This is a genomic window from Paenibacillus sp. FSL F4-0122 (assembly GCF_038002845.1).
Taxonomy (GTDB): domain Bacteria; phylum Bacillota; class Bacilli; order Paenibacillales; family Paenibacillaceae; genus Paenibacillus_AQ; species Paenibacillus_AQ odorifer.
This window is the reverse complement of sequence record NZ_JBBODI010000001.1, coordinates 3,734,320-3,754,814: the sequence shown is the minus strand read 5'-3', so window position 1 is coordinate 3,754,814 and position 20,495 is coordinate 3,734,320. Positions and strand designations below refer to the sequence as shown.

The following is a 20,495-nucleotide window of genomic DNA, read 5'->3' as shown; positions in this document are numbered from 1 at the left end:
CTTATCCTCTCAGCTCTGCTATGCGGGCAAGTACTTTCTCACGTTTGGCGGAGTAATCCGCCTGCTTCGCCTGCTCCTCTTCGATAACTTTTGCGGGAGCTTTGGCTACGAAGCCCTGATTGCTCAACTTTTTCTCTACGCGTTCTACTTCGCTGTTCAGCGTCTGCACTTCTTTTTCCAGACGAGCGATTTCTTGTTCAATATCAATCAGCCCCGACAAAGGCAGAAGCAGTTCCGCTCCCGTTACTACAGCGGACATTACCTTGTCTGGCGTTTCCGGATTCAGACCAGCTTCGAAAGAAGAGGTATTGCAGAAACGTCCAATGTAGTTGTCGTTACGAGTAATGATGCTCAGCGTTTCTTCATTGCTCGCTTTAATAATCAATTCAACCTTCTTGCTCATCGGTACGTTCACTTCAGCACGGATATTACGAACTGCCCGGATTACATCCATCAGCAGGTTCATTTCCGCTACCGCTTGCGGGTTCTCCAGAGCAGCATCATACTCAGGCCATGCAGCCAGAGTAATTGTCTCTCCTTCATGCGGCAGATGCTGCCAGATTTCCTCCGAAATAAACGGCATAAACGGATGAATCAAGCGCATCGTGCGGTCGAGTACATAAGCAAGTACGGACTGTGTCTTCGCTTTGGCTGCGGCATCCGTTCCGTAAAGCGACAGCTTCGCGAACTCAATATACCAGTCACACAAATCGTCCCAAATGAAGTTGTACAGCTGGCGGCCGGTCTCGCCGAACTCGTACGAGTCAATTAGACGCGTAATTTCACGAGAAGTTTCGTTCAGGCGGTGCAAAATCCAACGGTCAGCCGTACTTAGCTCACCAGTAATGTCAATATTCTCGAAGCTAACTCCTTCAAGATTCATAAGGGCGAAGCGTGACGCATTCCAGATCTTATTAGCGAAATTACGCGCCTGCTCTACCTTTTCCCAACGGAATCGTAAATCCTGACCCGCTGTGCTGCCGGTAGAAATCATATAACGCATAGCATCTGCCCCGTACTTCTCGATAACCTCAAGCGGATCTACGCCGTTGCCGAGTGATTTGGACATTTTTTGTCCTTCAGCATCCCGTACCAAACCATGCATCAATACGTCGGAGAATGGTTTCTCTCCCGTGAATTCCAGTGCCGAGAAGATCATCCGCGCTACCCAGAAATAAATAATATCGTAGCCCGTTACGAGCACATCGTTCGGATAGTAACGTTTGAAATCTGCGCTGTCTTCATTCGGCCAGCCTAGGGTTGCAAACGGCCAGAGGTTGGAGCTAAACCAAGTATCCAGAACATCCTCGTCCTGTTTCAAGTCGGTTAGGCCGCTGATCCGGCGCGCTTCTTCCTCATCATTCGCCACAACCAGCTCACCGGTAGATTCAGAATACCAAGCCGGAATACGATGTCCCCACCAAAGCTGACGGGAAATACACCAGTCGCGTACGTTTTCAATCCAGTTCAGGTAGGTTCTTTCGAACCGTTCAGGTACAAAGTTAACCCCATTACCATCCTTCTGTGCATTGATGGCAGCTTCGGCGAGCGGCTGCATCTTCACGAACCATTGTGTGGACAGGTACGGCTCAACAACCGCTCCTGAACGTTCACTGTGTCCAACTTGATGCACATGATCTTCAATAGAGATCAGAACGCCTTGCTCCTTCAGATCCGCCGTGATGGCCTTACGGCATTCACTCCGGTCTTGACCTTGGTAAGGTCCTGCTTCTTCGTTCATTGTGCCGCTCTCATCCATTACGTTGATCTGCGGCAGATTATGACGTTGACCTACCTCGAAGTCATTTGGATCATGAGCTGGCGTGATCTTAACTGCACCGCTGCCAAACTCTTTATCTACATACTCGTCAGCGATAATTGGAATCTCCCGGCCGATAATCGGCAGGATCAGCGTTTTGCCAATCAGATCTTTATAACGATCATCCTCAGGATGAACAGCAACTGCCGTATCACCCAACATCGTCTCCGGACGTGTGGTCGCTACAGTGATATGTCCGCTGCCATCTTTAAGTGGGTAACGCAGATGGTACAGATGACCGTTAACTTCCTTATATTCAACCTCGATATCCGACAACGCCGTACGAGCCGCCGGGTCCCAGTTGATGATACGTTTACCGCGGTAGATCAAGCCTTTATTATAAAGCTTAACAAATACCTCGCGAACTCCCTTCGACAAACCCTCATCGAGGGTAAAACGCTCGCGGGAGTAGTCAAGGGAAAGTCCCATTTTAGCCCACTGCTCATGAATGGTGTTTGCGTATTTGTCTTTCCAATCCCACACCTGCTCCAGGAACTTCTCACGTCCGAGGTCATGTCTAGAAATCCCCTGCTCGCGCAGCTTCTGCTCTACCTTCGTTTGTGTTGCAATACCTGCGTGGTCCGTACCTGGCAACCAAAGCGTATCGAAGCCCTGCATCCGTTTGGTACGAATCAGGATATCCTGTAATGTGAAATCGAGCGCATGCCCGATGTGCAGCATTCCTGTTACGTTTGGCGGCGGGATCACAATGCTATAGGCTTGAGCATCCGGACGCTGGCCTGCACGGAAATATCCGCCCTCTGTCCAGTAGGAATACCATTTCTGTTCTGCTGCCTTCGGATCATACGTTGTTGGCATCTCGTTTTTAGATTCATTCGTAGCGGCAGCATCTGCCGCTGTTAGATGGTTTTGGTCAGCCATTCTCTGATACCTCCACTAGTTTACTTGTAGTTGCTTATAGTTGTTAATAAAGTTGCTGTATAGAGCGCACAGGTCTCTGAAAAAAACAAAAAGACCCCTCGTCTCAAAGGACGAAAGGTCATTCTTTCGCGGTACCACCTTTGTTTCGCGCCAATGAAAAATAAAACTACACTTCTTACCCAACGGATTCAGAAGCTTAGCGCGACACTCGTACAGATAACGGCTGCTACCGGCCACAACCTAACTTATCCTTCATAGATATGAAGATAAGCTCAGAAGGGCGACTCCGGGGCGACTTCGGGGGCTGTTTCCTACGGAATGTCACAGCACTTGCAATTCCGCTCTCTGAAGGGCTGACCGCCTACTCTTCCCGTTCCCAGTCTTTACTTAGATATTGCTTACTCCATAATACATTTTGAGCCCCCCCTAGTCAACCTGGATACGCCTTTGCAGCGGGACTTTAGGCTGAATTTCGACTTATTTCTTCTGAAGCATTCATTCCAACAATGAAACAGCAAAAATCCCGACCCTAATACCTGATCGGGATTCACCTATTCATGTGTGTACGCATCACGATTCGATTACGGGATGTACAACACTTGGCCTTCCTCTACACTCTGCCCGGACAAGCGATTATACATCACCAGCTCCCGCGCACTTAGCTGATACTTCTCTGCAATGGTATCCAGTGTTTCTTCACGCTGTACAATACACAGCCGAACTTTGCGGAACATGTTAGCTCCGTCCGCGCTGGCAATGAATCTGCTCTTCCATTCCGTATTATTACCAACCTCTGGAACGTCCACTGCTGCAGATGTGTTTCCTTCCGACTGCAGAGCTTCCTGCTCTTTACGGACACGACTGGAGCTTAGTAAAGAGGAGAAGGTGAGATGTTCTTTTTCCGGAACCTCTGCTTCTTTTTTACTGCCCAAGGCGATCTTAAGATCTTGTTTCTCCTCATGAGAAGCCACACTCTCTTGTGAAACAAAAACTTCGTTCACATTCTCATGGATGGGTTCAGCATTCTCATCCTGTTCATGAAGCTCATGATTAGCCTCACTCTCAGAAGCAAATACAGGTATATCTTGATTCGCTTCTGCACTAGCCGTTGGAACAACGGTCTCTCTAGAAGCAAAAGAATATTCCTCTTCCGGCTGCTGCTTCTCTTCGCTCACATAACTTGCTTGATTCAGCTGGGACACTTCAGCTTCCTTGATCTGTGGCTCGGCTTTAAACCAGTAATCGGATAAACCCGCTTTGGCATCCTCTGCTTGTGACTCTAGACTATGTGTCCGGGCTTTTGCGCCCTTGTCCTTCTCCTGAGCGGATGAGAAATTGACTACAGGGGACGTATGAGCCGCTCCGCTTGAGACTAGTAACTCCTGTGCGTCCTCAGCCGCATCGGCCTGTTCATGTTCTTCTACAGCAACCTGTGATGCATCTTCACCAAAGGTCCACTGTGAATTTTCATAAAGGGTATCATTTTCGTGTTCTTGGTGCTCAGCAGTTGCTTCTATCACCCTGTCATCATTAACAGGAGAATAGGCGACTGTATACTCCTCTTGCTGCCAGGCCGGTTGAGGTTGAGGATCCGTACTACCGATCCCCCGCAGCGATAGTACGCCTGTTATATTCACAGTGCGCATCGTGAGCAGATCAATATCAAAATTCTCGATCTCCACCCCAATATCTTCAATCGAGCTGACGCGTGTAAGCGGAACAGTGATTTCGACGGGAATGGCATGCTCCAGACGTTGTGTTCGGTCATCTTCACTCCGGTAAAGCCCGGTAAGCAACAGCTGACCATATAACTCGGCCCGATCCTCCCGCTGAATCACCTGAATTTCCGGAAGTAGTTCAACCTCCTCCAGCTCAGCTATTCCCGGAAGCTCTTCCGAAAGGTGAATGCGTTCGTAAATATCAAACCGCAAGCCGTGGGACTGATCAAACACGGGATATGTCCTCCTTCTTGGCATAATCTAACCCTGAGACAGGCCCAGAGCATAAGCCCAAAATGTTACTCCCCACATGTATATGCTTCAAACAGAGAGGCATGACAACTTTGGTAGTACTAACCGGACAGGATGCTAATAAATTTCATGAATTTAAGAGCTCATCAAACCTTCAGCCTGCTGATAGATGCACTACTTCGTAAGAACAAAGTATTATATGCTGCTTTTATTAATAAGACATGGATAGATGTTTTTTTTCTGAAAAAAATAGAAAAAGAACAGCAGAACCAGCTTTTGCTGATTCTACTGTTCTTTAGTTGCTTACGTATCCGTCAGGGTGCTTCAGACAGCAGCTCTCGCAGCTGCAGCATATCCTCCGGCCACGGATCGCTGACTTCCAGCTGTTCTCCGCTCCAAGGATGGCGGAAGGACAACGACTCACCATGCAGGGCATGGCGGCCGGCAGCGCTGGAAGCCCAAACCGGGCCGCCATATAGTTCATCCCCATACAAGGGATGACCCATATGGCTGAGATGGACGCGAATCTGATGCGTCCGCCCGGTCTCCAGCTGCACATGCACCAGGCTTCCGCCATGCAGTGCCTCGCGCTCGATGATTCGCGTCACGGCAGATTGTCCGCCGGGCGAGACGCGTCTGCGCGCAGCGTGATGCCGATCGCGCCCAATCGGGGCATCGATCACCTTAAGTACAGGCGGCACTGTGCCTTCGACGATCGCGGCGTAGTGCCGTGAGATGCTTTTTTCACGCATATTCTCGTCCAGAACTAACTGTGCGAACTCATTTTTCGCATACATCACCGGACCCGTTGTATCTTTGTCCAAGCGGTGAATATGGCGCACAGCCACACTCTCGCCGGAAGTGATATAATGCGCAGCTACGAGGTGATCCAGAGTTACACCTGTTCCACTGCCATCTGGATGAACCGCCATCCCAGCTGGTTTATGAGCTACCAGGCAAAAATCATCCTCGTACAGCACCTCAAGCTCTTCCCATATCGGTTCAATCCCCACTTCACGATCGGGAAAAAGTGCCAGCCGAAGCCGGTCACCTTTCCACTGAATGCCTCCCTCGCGGCGTAACCGCAGATGAAGTTTCTCGGGCATGCCCACAGTTTCTCGCAGCCACTTATCAATCGTCGCCTGCGTATCCTCAGCTCCAGTAATGATTTTGCCGGGTGTTACCTCCAGCCATTCTCCACGCCGAGTCCAAGCGCCACCACCGGTTGTTTCTCCGGCTCCGATGCTCAAAGGGCCTTCAGGGCATTATAATGGCCCTCAATGGTATCATCAATATCCTGCTCACTATGTGCAGCCGATACGAACATCCCCTCAAACTGTGAAGGTGGCACACTGATGCCTTGGCTCACCATATGACCAAAATAACGACGGAAAAGATCCGTGTCACTCGTCTTAGCCGTTTCAAAATTGATTACAGGTCCTTCAGTGAAGAATGGACAAACCATTGATCCTACCCGGTTGATCGTGAGCGGAATGCCAGTCTCGATTGAATTCTTTCTCAAACCCGCTTCCAGACGTGCACCCAACTGTTCCAGTCGGTCATATACTTCCGGTGTCAACAGCTTGAGCGTAGTATATCCGGCTGCCATCGCTAATGGATTACCACTTAGTGTGCCCGCCTGATAAATCGGTCCAGTAGGAGCGATTTGCTCCATGATCTCTCTTTTCCCGCCATAAGCACCCACTGGAAGTCCGCCGCCGATAACTTTGCCAAAACAAGTAATATCCGGAGTAATCCCGAACAAGCCTTGAGCACAGCCGCGATTAACACGGAAGCCTGTCATAACCTCATCAAAAATAAGCAGCGAACCATTGTCAGAGGTTAATTTACGAAGCCCTTCCAGGAAGCCTGGAAGCGGTGGAACAACGCCCATGTTGCCGGCAATTGGCTCTACGATCACTGCCGCAATCTCATTGCCAAAACGTTCGAAAGCAATCTGAGTGGACTCCAAATCATTGTAAGGAACCGTAATGGTATTCATTGCAACGCCTTCTGGGACACCCGGGCTATCCGGCAATCCCAATGTAGCTACACCAGAGCCAGCCTTAATAAGCAAACTATCCGCGTGACCGTGGTAGGAGCCTTCGAACTTCAAGATCTTGCTGCGTCCAGTGTAACCACGTGCCAAACGAATCGCGCTCATCGTAGCTTCCGTTCCGGAGTTAACCATGCGCACGATATCTACAGATGCCACACGTTCAACAACGGTTTTTGCCATTTCCGTTTCGAGTAGCGTTGGGGCGCCAAAGCTTGTCCCTTTTACCGCCGTCTCCTGCAATGCCTTCACAACCTCAGGATGCGCATGACCCATAATCAGTGGTCCCCATGAGAGCACATAGTCGATAAAGCTGTTGCCGTCGATATCAAAAATACGCGAACCGATCCCATGATCCACATAAATCGGAGTCAGACCTACGGATTTAAACGCCCGTACAGGGCTGTTCACCCCGCCGGGAATATATTGTTTTGCTTCATCAAAAGCCTTCCGGGACGCTTCCTCTTTACGCGCCGTTGGCACATTACTCATGTATCTTCACTCCTATTCTCTTCTTGGTTACACAAGCTTGTACAAACATATATTAGCTGCCGCGATGTCGGTGTGATGAAGATTAGCCGCGCAGCCAGCGGGCTGCATCTTTTGCAAAATAAGTAATAATAATGTCCGCACCAGCGCGTTTCATGCCCGTCAGCATTTCCAGCACAACGGCTTGCTCGTCGATCCAGCCTTGTAATGCCGCTGCTTTTACCATGGAATATTCTCCACTCACATTATAAGCCACCAAAGGAAGATCAAACTGATCACGAATCGTACGAATCACATCTAGGTAAGCCAGGGCTGGCTTCACCATTAACATATCCGCGCCTTCCAACACATCGGATTCTGCTTCACGGAGCGCTTCGCGCAGATTGGCAGGGTCCATTTGATACGTTTTGCGATTCCCGAATTGTGGCGCTGAATCCGCTGCTTCGCGGAAAGGGCCATAAAATGCCGAAGCATATTTGACCGAATACGACATAATCGGCACATGCTCAAAACCGTTCTCATCAAGTCCCGCACGAATCGCGTGAACGAATCCATCCATCATGTTGGAAGGGGCGATAATATCTGCTCCAGCTTTTGCTTGGGATACCGCCGTACGAGTCAAAAGCTCCAGCGAAGCATCGTTGATAACATCGCCATGTACCACACCATTCACCGTATGCGTATGCACCATTCCACAATGTCCGTGATCCGTAAATTCACAAAGGCAGGTATCTGCAACGACCAACAGCTCTGGGTACCAGTGCTTGATCAAGCGAGTAGCCTCTTGCACAATTCCATCCTCTGCAAAACCGGAAGAACCGATAGCATCCTTCGTCTCAGGAATCCCGAACAACAATACAGCCGGGATGCCTAGTGCGGCGATCTCGTCCACTTCTGCTTTTAACGTATCCAGCGAAAAATGATACACGCCCGGCATCGAGCTAATCTCATTCTTCACACCTGTTCCATAAGTCACAAAAATAGGCTGTACCATATCCAGCACATTCAGTATCGTCTCCCGCACCATGCCACGAATTCCAGCAGAACCGCGCAAACGGCGGTGACGTGTAATTGGAAAGCTCATTTGTTCATCCTCCTGAAAAATAAAATATAAAACCAAATTATGTGTCTGGCAGCAAACCACAACTAGCCGCAGCCAAGTCCAAATTAGCCGCAACCAAACCGCCGACCACTGGCTAACTGCGTATAGTTGTAGTTTGTGCAACTATCTCGATGTTTTGTCCTAATTGTAAGCTTTAGTTGCATTCTCTACAGTTATTTATTACAAAAGAGCGAAGATTCCTCATTTAGCGGATAATTAATTGTACATACTACAACTAAACTCGACTTTAGCTGATATATAGGAAATTTAATTGTATGAAGTACAACTAAACCTAAACCTCAAGCAGACCTGTTCAAATTAACCTACCGACATATTCTCTACATACCAGTTAGTTTACAACCAAATATTATACTCCGAACTCCATAAGTAACTACTTTCGGAGTTCAATTTATATGTTACTTGAAGGTTGCGATGTGGCACTTTTGAGCGTAGATATAACGGCGAGCAAACCAACACATGCAATTAGTAAATGTAAGCGCAGACTCATTAATAACTACCAACTCACATGTAACCACCAACTATTTAGTAACTACCAACTCACATGTAACTACGAACTATTTAGTAACTACGAACAAAACTCTAGCCTGTAATGTAACTAATTATAAGCTGAGCGCTATATTTCTAAGCAGGCACTGCCTTTCTCCGTTGAACAGCTACTACTCTCCCCGCAGAGTAATCAGCTTCTACCTTCCCACCAGAAAGTAAGCTAAACAAGCCAAGCTCACCAGTAAACTATTGCTTCGTTCTATCCTCGATCCGAGCGCTACTGCAGCTGAGTCTCCGCATTCCAGCGGCAGAGCTCCTGCACCAAACCATCTATGGTTGCCTCTTCAGGCAAGAGTCCTGGTGTCAGTCCCGCGTCTACCGCAGTCTGCTCCGTTAACGGGCCGATACAGGCGATTTTCACGTTTGCAAGTAGCGGGAGCGGATCTACAAGTCCCATCCGTTTCAGGATGTGTAAGAAATTACGCACGGTTGACGAGCTGGTGAAGGTTACCGCGTGTACGCGACCTTCCTCTAGCAGCTTCAACAACTCGTCGTCATCCTCACCAGTGACAACCGTCTCATAAGTATCCACGTCTGTCACCTGAAGGCCAAGCTCTCTCAGCTTGTCCGGCAGCCAGTCCCGCGCCAGATCGCCGCGCGGCAAAAGCACGTTCTGCCCCGGCAGCAGCTGGGGACCGAACGTCTCAATCAGACCTTCCGCCTGAAACTTCGCCGGAAGTTCCTCAGCGATCACCCCGCGCTGCGCCAGCGCGGCGGCTGTGCCTGGCCCCACCGCTGCAATACGCGCGCGATGTAGCCCGCGAATGTCCGCCCCCAGCTCCGCCAAGTGGCGCCAAAAAAACTCCACGCCGTTCGGGCTAGTGAAGAATACCCAGTCGTACGATTCCAGCGCGCCAAACGCCGCTGCAATCTTCGCCTTCTTCTCTGCCCCTTCCGGCATGATCGTCTCGATCACCGGGAACTCGTAGGGTTCCCCGCCGAGTTCTTCAATTCTATCCACCAGCTCGCTTGCTTGGCTGCGAGCCCGTGTCACCACGATGCGTTTGCCGAATAACGGCATCGCCTCGACCCACTTCAGCTGCTCACGCTGCAGCACCACGTCGCCGACGACGATGACTGCCGGCGGCTGAAAATCCGCCGCCTTCACCTTCGCCTCAATATCGGCGAGGGTTCCCGTCAGCGTCTCCTGATCCGCGCGGGTGCCCCAGCGCACAAGTGCCACTGGTGTTTCTGGCGGCCGCCCGTGCTTGATCAGCTGAGCGCTGATATAACCTATTTTAGCTACGCCCATCAGAAACACTAACGTGCCTGTGGCGTTCGTTACTTTATCCCAATGTATGGAATGATCCAGTTTATCCGGACTCTCATGCCCGGTGATAATCGACAGGGAAGAGGCATGATCGCGGTGCGTAACAGGTATACCCGCATAGGCAGGTACACTGATCGCTGACGTGATGCCTGGTACGATTTCGTAATAGATCCCATTTTTGCGCAGCAGCTCCGCTTCTTCACCCACTCGGCCAAAAATCGTAGGGTCCCCACCCTTAAGCCGCACCACTGTTTTCCCCTGTAAAGCCAAATCAACTAACAATTGATTAATCTGTTCTTGCTTCATCGTGTGGCGATCCGGCAGCTTGCCTACATAAATCTTCTCCCCGCCGGGTTTCATGCATTTCAGCAATCTAGGACTTGCCAAGCGATCATACACCAGTACGTCGCTTTTTTGGATACACTCGAGGCCTTTCACAGTAATCAGCTTTGCGTCCCCGGGACCTGCACCTACCAAATAAACCTTCCCCGTCAATTCACTCATCCCCTAACGTCTGACAGTATCTTCTCCGCTCCTCTTGCAATCAGCTTTTTAGCGACTTCTTCGCCGAGCTGTACCGGGTCAACCCCCGTGCAAGTTTCTTTCAAAATCGTTGAACCGTCCGGTGTTCCCACCATCCCCGTTAACGAGATTACTTTGTGCTCAGCGGTAGCAGCTTTGGCGGCTGCGTCAAGCACCGCATGAGCACCAATCGGCACTTGGCAGCCGCCATTCAGCACGCCAAGGAACGTGCGCTCCGCCGCTACCGTCAACGCCGTATCGGCATCGTTGTATAATGCCAGCAGCTTCCGCAGGTCAGCGTCATCTGCACGGCACTCGATGCCGAGTGCGCCCTGCCCTACAGCGGGCAGGCAAACCTCCGGCGGCAGGTAGGCGCTCACGCGATCCTGCCAGCCCATGCGCGACAGCCCCGCCGCTGCCAGCAGGATTGCGTCGTATTCGCCGCTCTCCAGCTTGCGCAGCCGCGAGTCAATGTTGCCGCGCACGGGCTCAATGACCAGATCAGGCCGCAGCGCAGCAAGCTGGCTGGATCGGCGTAGGCTGCTTGTGCCTACGCGTGCACCCTGAGGCAGCTCGTCTAGCGAGACGCCTCCGTTAGAGATCAAAACATCACGCGGATCGACACGCTTCGGCACAGCACCATTGATCAGCCCATCCGGTAACTCGGATGGCATATCCTTCATGCTGTGCACCGCCATGTCGATTTCTTTTTCCAGCATCGCTTGCTCGATTTCCTTCACGAACAACCCTTTGCCGCCTACCTTGGATAAAGTAACGTCAAGAATGCGGTCACCTTTGGTGACGATCTTTTTCACTTCAAAAGTAAATCCAAAACCATGCTCTTCGCTAAGTCGCTCCAAATCAGCAATCACATGTCCCGTTTGCGTCAACGCAAGCGCGCTCTGTCTACTCCCCACTATAACCTTACGCATTGTCCATTCCTCCTGGTAACGTTCGCCTCTTACTCTTCACCACAGAACCTTGCACTAGAAATCCAAACCCAAACTAACCAATTAACTACTCTCACTCTAAAAAAGGCATTATTGCCTTTGAATTCGCTACTTCGGATGACTCCCACCAACCTGAGGCATTCTTGCCTTTCATTTGGCTCCTTCGGCGACTGTGGCTCGTTTAGAGGGCATTGTTACCGTTCATTCCGCCATCACAGCTACTTAAGTCCAATTCAACGGGATTTATACCGTTCATTCCACCCTCTAAGCCACTTCAGCCGAATTCAACAGTATTTATACCGTTCATTTCACCAAACTAGCTACTTCAACCCAATTCAACGGGATTTATACCGTTCATTTCACCATTCCAGTTACTTCAGCCCAATTCAACGGGATTTATACCGTTAATTTCACCAAACTAGCTACTTCAACCCAATTCAACGGGATTTATACCGTTCATTTCACCATTCCAGTTACTTCAGCCCAGTTCAACGGGATTTATACCGTTCATTTCACCAAACTAGCTACTTCAACCCAATTCAACAGTATTTATACCGCTCATTTCGCCATCCTAGCCACTACGAGCCAATTCAACAGTATTTATACCGTTCATTTCACCATTCCAGCCACTTCATACCAATTCAACGGGATTTATACCGTTCATTTCACCATTCCAGTTACTTCAACCCAATTCAACAGTATTTATACCGTTCATTTCACCAAACTAGCTACTTCAACCCAATTCAACGGGATTTATACCGTTCATTTCACCATTCCAGTTACTTCAGCCCAGTTCAACGGGATTTATACCGTTCATTTCACCATCCCAGCTACTTCAACCCAATTCAACGGGATTTATACAGTACATTCCGCCATCCCAGCTACTTAAGCCGATTTCAACAGTATTTATACCGTTCATTCCACCATTCCATCCACTACGAGCCAATTCAGCCATTCATTATGGTTACCCAAACAACCGCTCATCACTTCATATCTTAATCTAACCCAATTTTATAATCTTTACAGTGTCCACGCGCACTTTTACTCCACCCGCTGCTCAGCAATCCAAGCGTCCATATCCTCCGGACTCCACGCTATGAAGGTACCCTTACTCATCTCGTTCAACACATCCAGCGCGCCTAGCTTCCGCAAAAGCCTTCCACGAACTTCAGCAGAAGGTTCTTTTTCCTTAATCCGTGTACGCATGGCATGAACAAAATCCAAATATGGTTCATATGCCGCATCCAGCGCTTTTTCAAGCACATTTTTGATCTTCGTTGCCGCAAGCGGGCCAGCACCCGAAGTAGATACAGCTACCGTCAAACGTCCCCTCCGAACCACTCCGGGCGTGATAAAGTTTCCCGCTTCGGCATGGCTGGCCACATTTACATGAATTCCAAGCCGCCTAGACTCCTGAGCAACCTCTTCATTAACCGCCCTATCGTTAGTGGCTGCATATACGAGAAAGGCCCCACGGAGATCTCCGGGAGCATAAGTACGGTCCATCCAGATCAGGAGACCTTTTTCAGCTAGAGAATCAAGCGGATCTGTCAAAGAAGGACTAATCACCTTAACCGCCGCTCCAGCTTCCAACAGCCCGCTCACCTTACGTTCAGCCACGACACCACCGCCAATAACCACACAGGGCTGCCCTTCACAATCCAGCATTATGGGTAAATAACGCGTCATGCCCCTCACTCCCCGCTCCAACCGTGAAAATCAGACCAAGAATTCAACAGAAAATTTAAGATAATAAAAGCATATCCTAAAATCGCCCAGCGAGCCATACTTACTCCACTTTTCCGCCCGGACTTCTTAAAGATAATATAAAATATGTAAATCCCAAGACCGATAAGAGTCGTCAATACTTTTAAATCTTTCAATAAAAGCGTCCGTCCCTCAGATACTATAGATAAACCAGCCACCACCAGTGATATTCCCAGCAAAGGAGTGCCCACCAAAATAGCGGTGTAAGAGTATTTATCTGTAGTCTCCAGGTTCGGCAAACGACGGATCCGGTCGCTCCATTTCTTGCTTTTGAGTCTGGTGTGCAGGAACAAGTACAATATTGCAAAAACCGTCCCTAACGTCAGTGCTGCAAAACTCATATTTGCCAAAATCACATGCATCGTCAGCCAGCCATACACCGCACTCCAAGTCTCAAGCGTATGCCCACCCGCCGTCAGCCACACCCGATTAAGCAGAAAAACACTAAACCCGGCCATACTGAGCAGCAAAATCGTAAACTCGCCTCCACGTGTAAAAGCCACCGCAAGCGAAGTCAGCACAATACTAAACGCAAACCAAAACAAGAAATCATAAGGTGTGAAAATAGGCAGGCCTTTCTCCTGAGAGAAACGAATTCCAAGTCCTGCAACTTGCAAAAGACCTACAACAACAAGAAGCCCCGTGCCTAACCGCTTCCCACCCGGACTCCTTTTAAGGCAATCCGAGAAAACAAACAGCAGGCTCAGGGCATAGACCAGCAGAGCGGCATCATATATTCCGTTCAGCAGTTGCATATTATTCACCCGCCCAGCAAGCCTGCCGGAGCAAGCGCCGTTTTAGGCACAGAAAAATCAGCGCTGCCAGCCGTACGTTCTCCAGAACTAGACTGCTTAACCGGGGCAATGTCTCCATCATCTGAATCGGATTTGAGCTGTTCCTGCAACGCAAAGATTTTGGAAAAATAATCAAGAGCTTCATTTCCCTGCTTACCACCGGACAGCTCTTTAATTACATTGATCGGATCATGCATCATCTGGTTCACGATACTTTTAGTCAGGCGGCGGATTACTTTCCGCTGATGCTCGTCCAGCTCGGGCAGCTTGTTGAACAGACTCTCCATCGTTTCTTCATGAATCGTATTCGATTTATCCTGGAGCGCCCGGATCACCGGTCTTACCCCAAGCGTCTTGAGCCACAGCTGGAACTCATCCATTTCCTCGCTGATCATCACTTCAATCTTCGCAGCTTCACTTCGGCGCATTTCCAGATTATTCTCCACAATGCCCTCCAGATCGTCAATATCATACAAAAAAACATCCGGCACATTTGCCGCCGCAGGATCAATATCACGTGGTACAGCAATATCAATCATAAAAAGCGGCCGCGAAGGACGGCGTTTCATAGCATGCGCTACCTTATCAGCCGTAAGCACATACCCGTCTGCTCCTGTCGAGCTGATCACGATATCTACTTCATTTAGAGTTGTTAACGCATCTTCAATCGTGCTCGGCTTACCCGAGAACTTCTCCGCCAATTCAATCGCACGCGACAGCGTACGGTTAGCGACAATCACTTCTGCCGCACCACTACTGTATAGATGCTTCACGGTAAGCTCGCTCATTTTGCCGGCGCCGAGAATCAGCACTTTTTTCCCAGTGAACATGCCAAAAATCCGCTTGCCCAGCTCCACAGCCGCATAACTGACCGATACTGCGCTCTCGCCGATTGACGTTTCACTATGTGCTCTTTTGCCGAGCGTCACCGCTTGCTTGAACAACCGATTGAACCAAGTACCAGTTACACCCTCAGCCTGAGCTGTGAGAAAAGAACTCCGCACCTGTCCCAGGATCTGCGTCTCCCCAATCACCATGGAATCCAGACCGCAGGTCACGCGGAACAAATGCGCAATCGCCTGTTCGTCTTCATAAATATACATATGCTGAGTAAATTGCTCGCTTTTCACACCAAACCATTGCTCCATAAAGCCGCGGATGAAATAACCAGCCATATGAAGGCGGTCCATCACCACATAAATTTCCGTACGGTTGCAAGTAGCTACTAAGACCCCTTCTAGCACACCCTTCGTCTTCATCAGTTGATGGAGCGCTGCCGGAAGGTCACTTTCCGCAAAAGCAAACTGTTCCCGAACCTCCACGGGAGCCGTACGATAATTCAGGCCAACGACGACGATGTGCATCGATAGTTCACCATCCTAGTCTCTATAAGTTACTGAAATCCAGTTATATAAATTAATATCTTACATACCGTTCACTTTCACAACATCTCAAAACACTGTGTTAAGTATATCACACGAAAATAAGACTTTTTACAGATTTTTTGAACGCTTTATGAAATCCAGATAATAATTATTATAAATAAAAAACCGTAGGTTCGCTACGGTTAGGATGAGTTATTTTTAGCTAATTTATAAGGTTGTGGAAGTGAGAATGAAATATTATGGCCTACTAGTTCTTAAAATCGTCAAAAAGTCCGTTCTCCAAAAAAAATAAGTCACTGCTAAGTGACTTAAAACTTCTCAGGTTTCTTAACTTTTATCGACGCTACTTCTCCACACCTTTTGCAAAATGTGAAGATAACTGGTGAGCCAAAAGAGAAGGCTTTCCCAATAGGCATGACGTTAGCATATCCGTTGCTCATTTCGCCTTTAGCGAATGTAGTTCAGAAGTCGCCGATGCTTAGACCAAACTTTAACCCAAACACGATTTTCATCATCTAGATAAAAACGAATATTCACTAATTTTAAAGGCGTCCATATTTCTTTAAAATAGTAATTAGGCATTTGGCGTCTCTCCCACGAGAATAATATTGATATAGTTATAAGTATAAAACTATTAAGCAATATTGTTTGTCGTAATGCGCCTTAAGCCAAGATAAGAAAAAAACTGTTTTTGTCGGATTATAGTGTGAACATTCTACAGCAGATTAGCGAAACCAGTTCTTAATCTGATCAAGAGTACTTTTTGCCTCCGGACCATTGTAACCAAAGGTGTTGCCGATCATTTTCACATACTCGTTGAACGTTGTTTCTCTACTTTTTCGGTCACTCCACCAGCGTTTAGCGTTATATCCTGATGCAGAACCCACATATGTCAGCTCAATCTCCGATTTTTTATACACACGACCAAAAAGAAATTTCACCCTCCGCATGTGAAAGTCAGAGGAAACAACAATCGCAGATTTAAAACCGTATTCCTTCATAATTGGGAGAGTGTACTTGGCATTCTGATGAGTGCTTTTTGCGGCGTTCTCAGTATAAATAACATCCTTGGGTATGCCTAAGGCTATGGCATTTTGGACCATGTCACCCGACTTACTTGTAGACTCTTTAGCATTGGAAAGAATTATATAAGGAGCATAGCCTGCTTTATATAACTCAGCTGCCTTTTCCACACGACCTTGGCCTCCGCTTAGGACGATGATTACATCTGATTGTTTGGGAGATTCAGTTAGAGCTAAGAAGCGGCCTGCACTGAAGAAACCAGTAATCAACAATAGTAAGCATACGAAAAGGACAAATCTTTTATTCATTAAATTACCTTTTCTTTTCTTAACCGTTAAGTCGTGCATAAATCACTTATGCGATTCGTTACTAAGGATTTGTTGCCACCAATCAGCATTATCAATATACCATTGGATCGTCTGCGCAATTCCGGTCTCAAAAGTATAAGTGGGCTTCCAACCTAAATTCTCAAGTTTCGTTGGATCAATGGCGTAGCGTTTATCATGTCCTAATCTATCTGTTACAAATTCAATCAAATCTTCAGATTTCCCCAAGGTACTGATAATCGTCTTAACTACTTCAAGATTAGTTCTCTCATTATGACCACCTACATTATAAACTTCACCGCTTACTCCTTGGTGCACGACAAGGTCAATGGCCGCACAGTGATCCCAAACATGGAGCCAGTCGCGAATATTTTTTCCATCTCCGTATACAGGAACTTTCTCTTCGTTTAATACTCTTGAAATGGTTAGTGGAATCAGTTTCTCAGGAAAATGATAGGGGCCGTAATTGTTCGAGCAGCGTGTTATGTTCATTGGTAAACCAAAGGTCTCATAATACGCACGAACTAACAAATCAGACGCTGTTTTGCTAGCACTATAAGGACTGTTAGGCTGCAAAGGTGTTTCTTCGGTAAAAAATACAGTAGGATCAAAATCGAGTTCGCCATACACTTCATCCGTAGAGACATGGAGGAATTTAGTAATGCCGAATTTTTTAGCTGCATCCAGTAGTACCTGTGTCCCCATAACATTCGTACGAACGAATATCGCAGGATCAGTAATTGAGCGATCCACATGACTCTCCGCAGCGAAATGAACAACATAATCGAATTTTTCCAACTCAAAAAGAGACAATATTGCCTCTCGGTCAGCAATGTCAGCTTGAACAAACCGATAATTGGATTTGGACTCAATATCCTTATGCTTCGTTAGATCACCCGCATAAGTTAACAAATCCAAATTCACAATATCATAATGCGGATATTTATCTACCATATACTGTACGAAGTTGCCTCCAATAAATCCGGCACCACCCGTAACCAGCATCTTTTGCTTACTCAATGAACGCACTCCCGATCTATTAGCTTTATTAGTTATTGTAAAAAAAATTCAAATTAGCATCTTTTAATAAAGGCGCCTTCTCATCTTTGGCAGATAATACCGGTGTAATATGAAGAGGCCATTCGATGCCAATAGAAGGATCATTCCACAGAATACCCCCATCACATTCCGGGGCATAAAGCTCATCGCACTTATACTGAACCTCTACGTCTTCTGTTAGTGTCATGAATCCATGTGCAAATCCTTTTGGGATCAGCAGTTGCTTTTTGTTCTCAGCATTCAGTTCAATGCCGAACCATTTACTATAGGTAGGACTACCTTTTCTGATATCTACAGCTACATCAAAAATAGCACCACGTGTACACCGAACCAGCTTCGTCTGTGCCTTAGGATGTAATTGAAAATGCAAACCACGTAATGTTCCTTTAGTTGCAGAGTAGGATTGGTTATCTTGTACAAACTCCATGTCAATTCCATGCTCTTTAAACTTAGCTCCGCTATACGTCTCCATAAACCAACCACGGTGATCCCCAAAAACGGCCGGTTCAACGACTAATACGCCTTGCAAAAAGGTCTCTGTAATTTTCATCACTGCCACACTTTCAGTTATTAGTATTGTATTTTACCTGTTGCTACTTTCATCAAATACTGACCATACCCTGTCTTACTTAACTTTTCCCCGCAATTCCACAAGTGTTCTTTAGTAATCCATCCATTAATATATGCAATTTCCTCCGGAGCGGCGATCTTGATTCCTTGATGATCTTCAATAGTCCGTACAAAGTTAGTTGCGTCGACAAGACTTTGATGAGTTCCTGTATCTAACCAAGTGAATCCCCGACCTAGAAGTTCCACATCAAGCTCACCAAGATTTAAGTAAGCTTCATTAATGGAGGTAATCTCCAATTCCCCACGTGAAGAGACCTCAACATTCTTAGCAATCTCAATAACTCTGTTATCATAAAAATATAGACCAGTAATTGCATAGTTAGATTTTGGCTGAGTTGGTTTTTCTTCCACGCTCAATACTTTACCTTCTTCATTAAACTCTACCACACCGAAGCGCTCTGGATCTTGTACATGATATCCGAACACCGTTGCTCCTTGTTGTTTAGAAGAAGCACGTTGCAACATCTTCCGCATTCCATTGCCATAGTAGATATTATCTCCAAGGATCATGGCAACTGAATCATCACCTATAAAAGATTCACCCAAAATAAAAGCCTGCGCTAAACCATCAGGACTTGGTTGAACTTTGTATTGTAATGAGATGCCAAATTGAGAACCGTCACCTAATAAACTTTCAAATCTAGGCGTGTCCTCTGGAGTTGAAATAATAAGAATTTCTTTAATGCCCGCTAGCATTAATGTGGATAGTGGATAGTAGATCATTGGTTTGTCGTAAATAGGTAAAAGCTGCTTGCTTGTGACCATTGTTAATGGGTATAGGCGCGTACCGCTGCCGCCTGCTAGGATAATACCTTTCATAATGTCGTAACTCCTCTTCGAATTATTTCTCTTTATAATAATCTACATACCAATTAGCGAATCTCTGTAAACCTTCTTCAATGGAAGTTTTCGGCTTAAATCCTACAGCTTGTTGTAATAAATCCGTTGATGCATATGTTACTGGTACATCCCCTGGTTTAATAGGTTCAAATACTTTATTAAATATCACTGCTCTCCCAGTAGCCTTGCTTAAACACTTTTCTAATGTTTCAATAAATACCATTAACTTTTCTGGGCTGTTGTTTCCTATATTAAAAACCTTATGCGGAACCGCTTCTGTCGGTGCTTTACTTAGAAGTCTCTCAATACCCTCAACAATGTCGTCTACGTAAGTAAAGTCCCGATAAAGATCGTTTCTAAAATCACCATTATTAAATATATTTATAGATTCACCAGCAAAATATTTCTGAGTAAATCCGAAATACGCCATATCTGGACGACCCATGGGACCGTAAACAGTAAAGAAACGTAGACCAGTAGTCGGTATCTTATACAGATGACTATAAGTATGCGCCATTAGCTCATTCGACTTTTTCGTAGCTGCATAAAGCGATTCCGGATGATCCACAACATCTGATTCTTCAAAAGGAACATTTTTATTAGACCCATAAACTGAGCTAGATGAAGCATATACAAGATGGTCAACAGGATAATTTCTACAAGCTTCAAGAATGTTAAAGAAACCTACAATATTGCTTTGAATATACACATCTGGGTTCTCTATAGAGTAACGCACTCCAGCCTGAGCTGCAAGATTCACCACAATATTCGGTTTATATTCTTCAAAGATCTTTGTAATCATGTCCTTATCTGATATATCAACTTTTACGAATTCAAAACGGCTAAATAATTCTAGTTGCTCTAAGCGAACGTGTTTGAGGTTGACATCATAATAATCATTTATATTATCAACTCCGATCACTCGGCTCCCTTGCTCCAATAACCTTTTAGATAAATAAAATCCTATAAAGCCAGCTGCTCCAGTAATTAGATATGTTTTCGTGTGATCTACAAGTATATCATTCAAATTGCTCGCCCCTTCGA

The 20,495-nt window shown here is 46.9% G+C and carries 15 protein-coding genes and 3 pseudogenes; 3 read left to right on the top strand and 15 right to left on the bottom strand.

Annotated elements, in window-relative coordinates; genetic code table 11:
• Position 1: 1 nt before the first annotated feature.
• From MHH49_RS16145 to hemC, 7 genes are all read right to left on the bottom strand, one after another.
• The gene (locus tag MHH49_RS16145) at positions 2-2,701 is read right to left on the bottom strand and encodes a valine--tRNA ligase (protein WP_051491372.1); all 2,700 of its coding nucleotides are present in this window, start codon (positions 2,699-2,701) and stop codon (positions 2-4) included.
• A gap of 581 nt (positions 2,702-3,282) precedes the next feature.
• Positions 3,283-4,653: a LysM peptidoglycan-binding domain-containing protein gene (locus tag MHH49_RS16140; RefSeq protein WP_036685134.1), complete on the bottom strand. Its 1,371-nt coding sequence runs from the start codon at positions 4,651-4,653 to the stop codon at positions 3,283-3,285.
• A gap of 332 nt (positions 4,654-4,985) precedes the next feature.
• The gene (locus MHH49_RS16135) at positions 4,986-5,921 is read right to left on the bottom strand and encodes an RluA family pseudouridine synthase (protein ID WP_244886386.1); all 936 of its coding nucleotides are present in this window, start codon (positions 5,919-5,921) and stop codon (positions 4,986-4,988) included.
• Positions 5,918-7,219: a glutamate-1-semialdehyde 2,1-aminomutase gene (gene hemL, locus MHH49_RS16130; RefSeq protein WP_038573041.1), complete on the bottom strand. Its 1,302-nt coding sequence runs from the start codon at positions 7,217-7,219 to the stop codon at positions 5,918-5,920. Before hemL ends, MHH49_RS16135 begins: the two co-directional genes overlap by 4 nt.
• A gap of 82 nt (positions 7,220-7,301) precedes the next feature.
• Positions 7,302-8,300, bottom strand: coding sequence for a porphobilinogen synthase (gene hemB, locus MHH49_RS16125; protein ID WP_038573042.1), 999 nt, complete (start codon positions 8,298-8,300; stop codon positions 7,302-7,304).
• Between the two features lie 802 nt (positions 8,301-9,102).
• Positions 9,103-10,650, bottom strand: coding sequence for a uroporphyrinogen-III C-methyltransferase (gene cobA, locus MHH49_RS16120; RefSeq protein ID WP_339824862.1), 1,548 nt, complete (start codon positions 10,648-10,650; stop codon positions 9,103-9,105).
• Between the two features lie 5 nt (positions 10,651-10,655).
• Positions 10,656-11,609, bottom strand: a complete 954-nt coding sequence (hemC, locus tag MHH49_RS16115; protein ID WP_076317205.1) for a hydroxymethylbilane synthase — start codon at positions 11,607-11,609, stop codon at positions 10,656-10,658.
• 353 nt (positions 11,610-11,962) lie between these two features.
• Between hemC and MHH49_RS31205 the strand changes: the two are divergent.
• The 3 pseudogenes from MHH49_RS31205 to MHH49_RS31195 form a co-directional block, all read left to right on the top strand.
• Positions 11,963-12,049: pseudogene (locus MHH49_RS31205) on the top strand (hypothetical protein); the annotation flags it as partial.
• A gap of 15 nt (positions 12,050-12,064) precedes the next feature.
• Positions 12,065-12,151 (top strand): annotated as a pseudogene (locus MHH49_RS31200) (hypothetical protein); the annotation flags it as partial.
• Between the two features lie 219 nt (positions 12,152-12,370).
• Positions 12,371-12,631: pseudogene (locus MHH49_RS31195) on the top strand (DUF1720 domain-containing protein); the annotation flags it as partial.
• Between the two features lie 37 nt (positions 12,632-12,668).
• Here MHH49_RS31195 and MHH49_RS16110 read toward each other — a convergent pair.
• The 8 genes from MHH49_RS16110 to MHH49_RS16075 all read right to left on the bottom strand — a co-directional run bounded on the left by MHH49_RS16110 (position 12,669) and on the right by MHH49_RS16075 (position 20,478).
• On the bottom strand, positions 12,669-13,316 hold the full coding sequence (locus tag MHH49_RS16110; protein WP_340940831.1) for a precorrin-2 dehydrogenase/sirohydrochlorin ferrochelatase family protein: 648 nt from the start codon (positions 13,314-13,316) through the stop codon (positions 12,669-12,671).
• A 5-nt stretch (positions 13,317-13,321) separates the two neighbouring features.
• The gene (gene ccsA / locus MHH49_RS16105) at positions 13,322-14,149 is read right to left on the bottom strand and encodes a cytochrome c biogenesis protein CcsA (RefSeq protein ID WP_036685126.1); all 828 of its coding nucleotides are present in this window, start codon (positions 14,147-14,149) and stop codon (positions 13,322-13,324) included.
• A gap of 5 nt (positions 14,150-14,154) precedes the next feature.
• Positions 14,155-15,552, bottom strand: a complete 1,398-nt coding sequence (gene hemA, locus MHH49_RS16100) for a glutamyl-tRNA reductase (protein ID WP_076142048.1) — start codon at positions 15,550-15,552, stop codon at positions 14,155-14,157.
• A gap of 746 nt (positions 15,553-16,298) precedes the next feature.
• Positions 16,299-16,904, bottom strand: coding sequence for a YdcF family protein (locus MHH49_RS16095; protein WP_340940832.1), 606 nt, complete (start codon positions 16,902-16,904; stop codon positions 16,299-16,301).
• A gap of 42 nt (positions 16,905-16,946) precedes the next feature.
• Positions 16,947-17,942: a dTDP-glucose 4,6-dehydratase gene (gene rfbB, locus MHH49_RS16090; protein WP_076224604.1), complete on the bottom strand. Its 996-nt coding sequence runs from the start codon at positions 17,940-17,942 to the stop codon at positions 16,947-16,949.
• A 28-nt stretch (positions 17,943-17,970) separates the two neighbouring features.
• On the bottom strand, positions 17,971-18,531 hold the full coding sequence (rfbC, locus tag MHH49_RS16085) for a dTDP-4-dehydrorhamnose 3,5-epimerase (protein WP_076105539.1): 561 nt from the start codon (positions 18,529-18,531) through the stop codon (positions 17,971-17,973).
• Between the two features lie 20 nt (positions 18,532-18,551).
• A complete protein-coding gene (gene rfbA / locus MHH49_RS16080; protein WP_036685112.1) occupies positions 18,552-19,430 on the bottom strand; it encodes a glucose-1-phosphate thymidylyltransferase RfbA in 879 nt (292 codons plus the stop codon).
• Positions 19,431-19,452: 22 nt separating this feature from the next.
• Positions 19,453-20,478, bottom strand: coding sequence for an SDR family NAD(P)-dependent oxidoreductase (locus MHH49_RS16075; RefSeq protein WP_341138278.1), 1,026 nt, complete (start codon positions 20,476-20,478; stop codon positions 19,453-19,455).
• Positions 20,479-20,495: the final 17 nt, after the last annotated feature.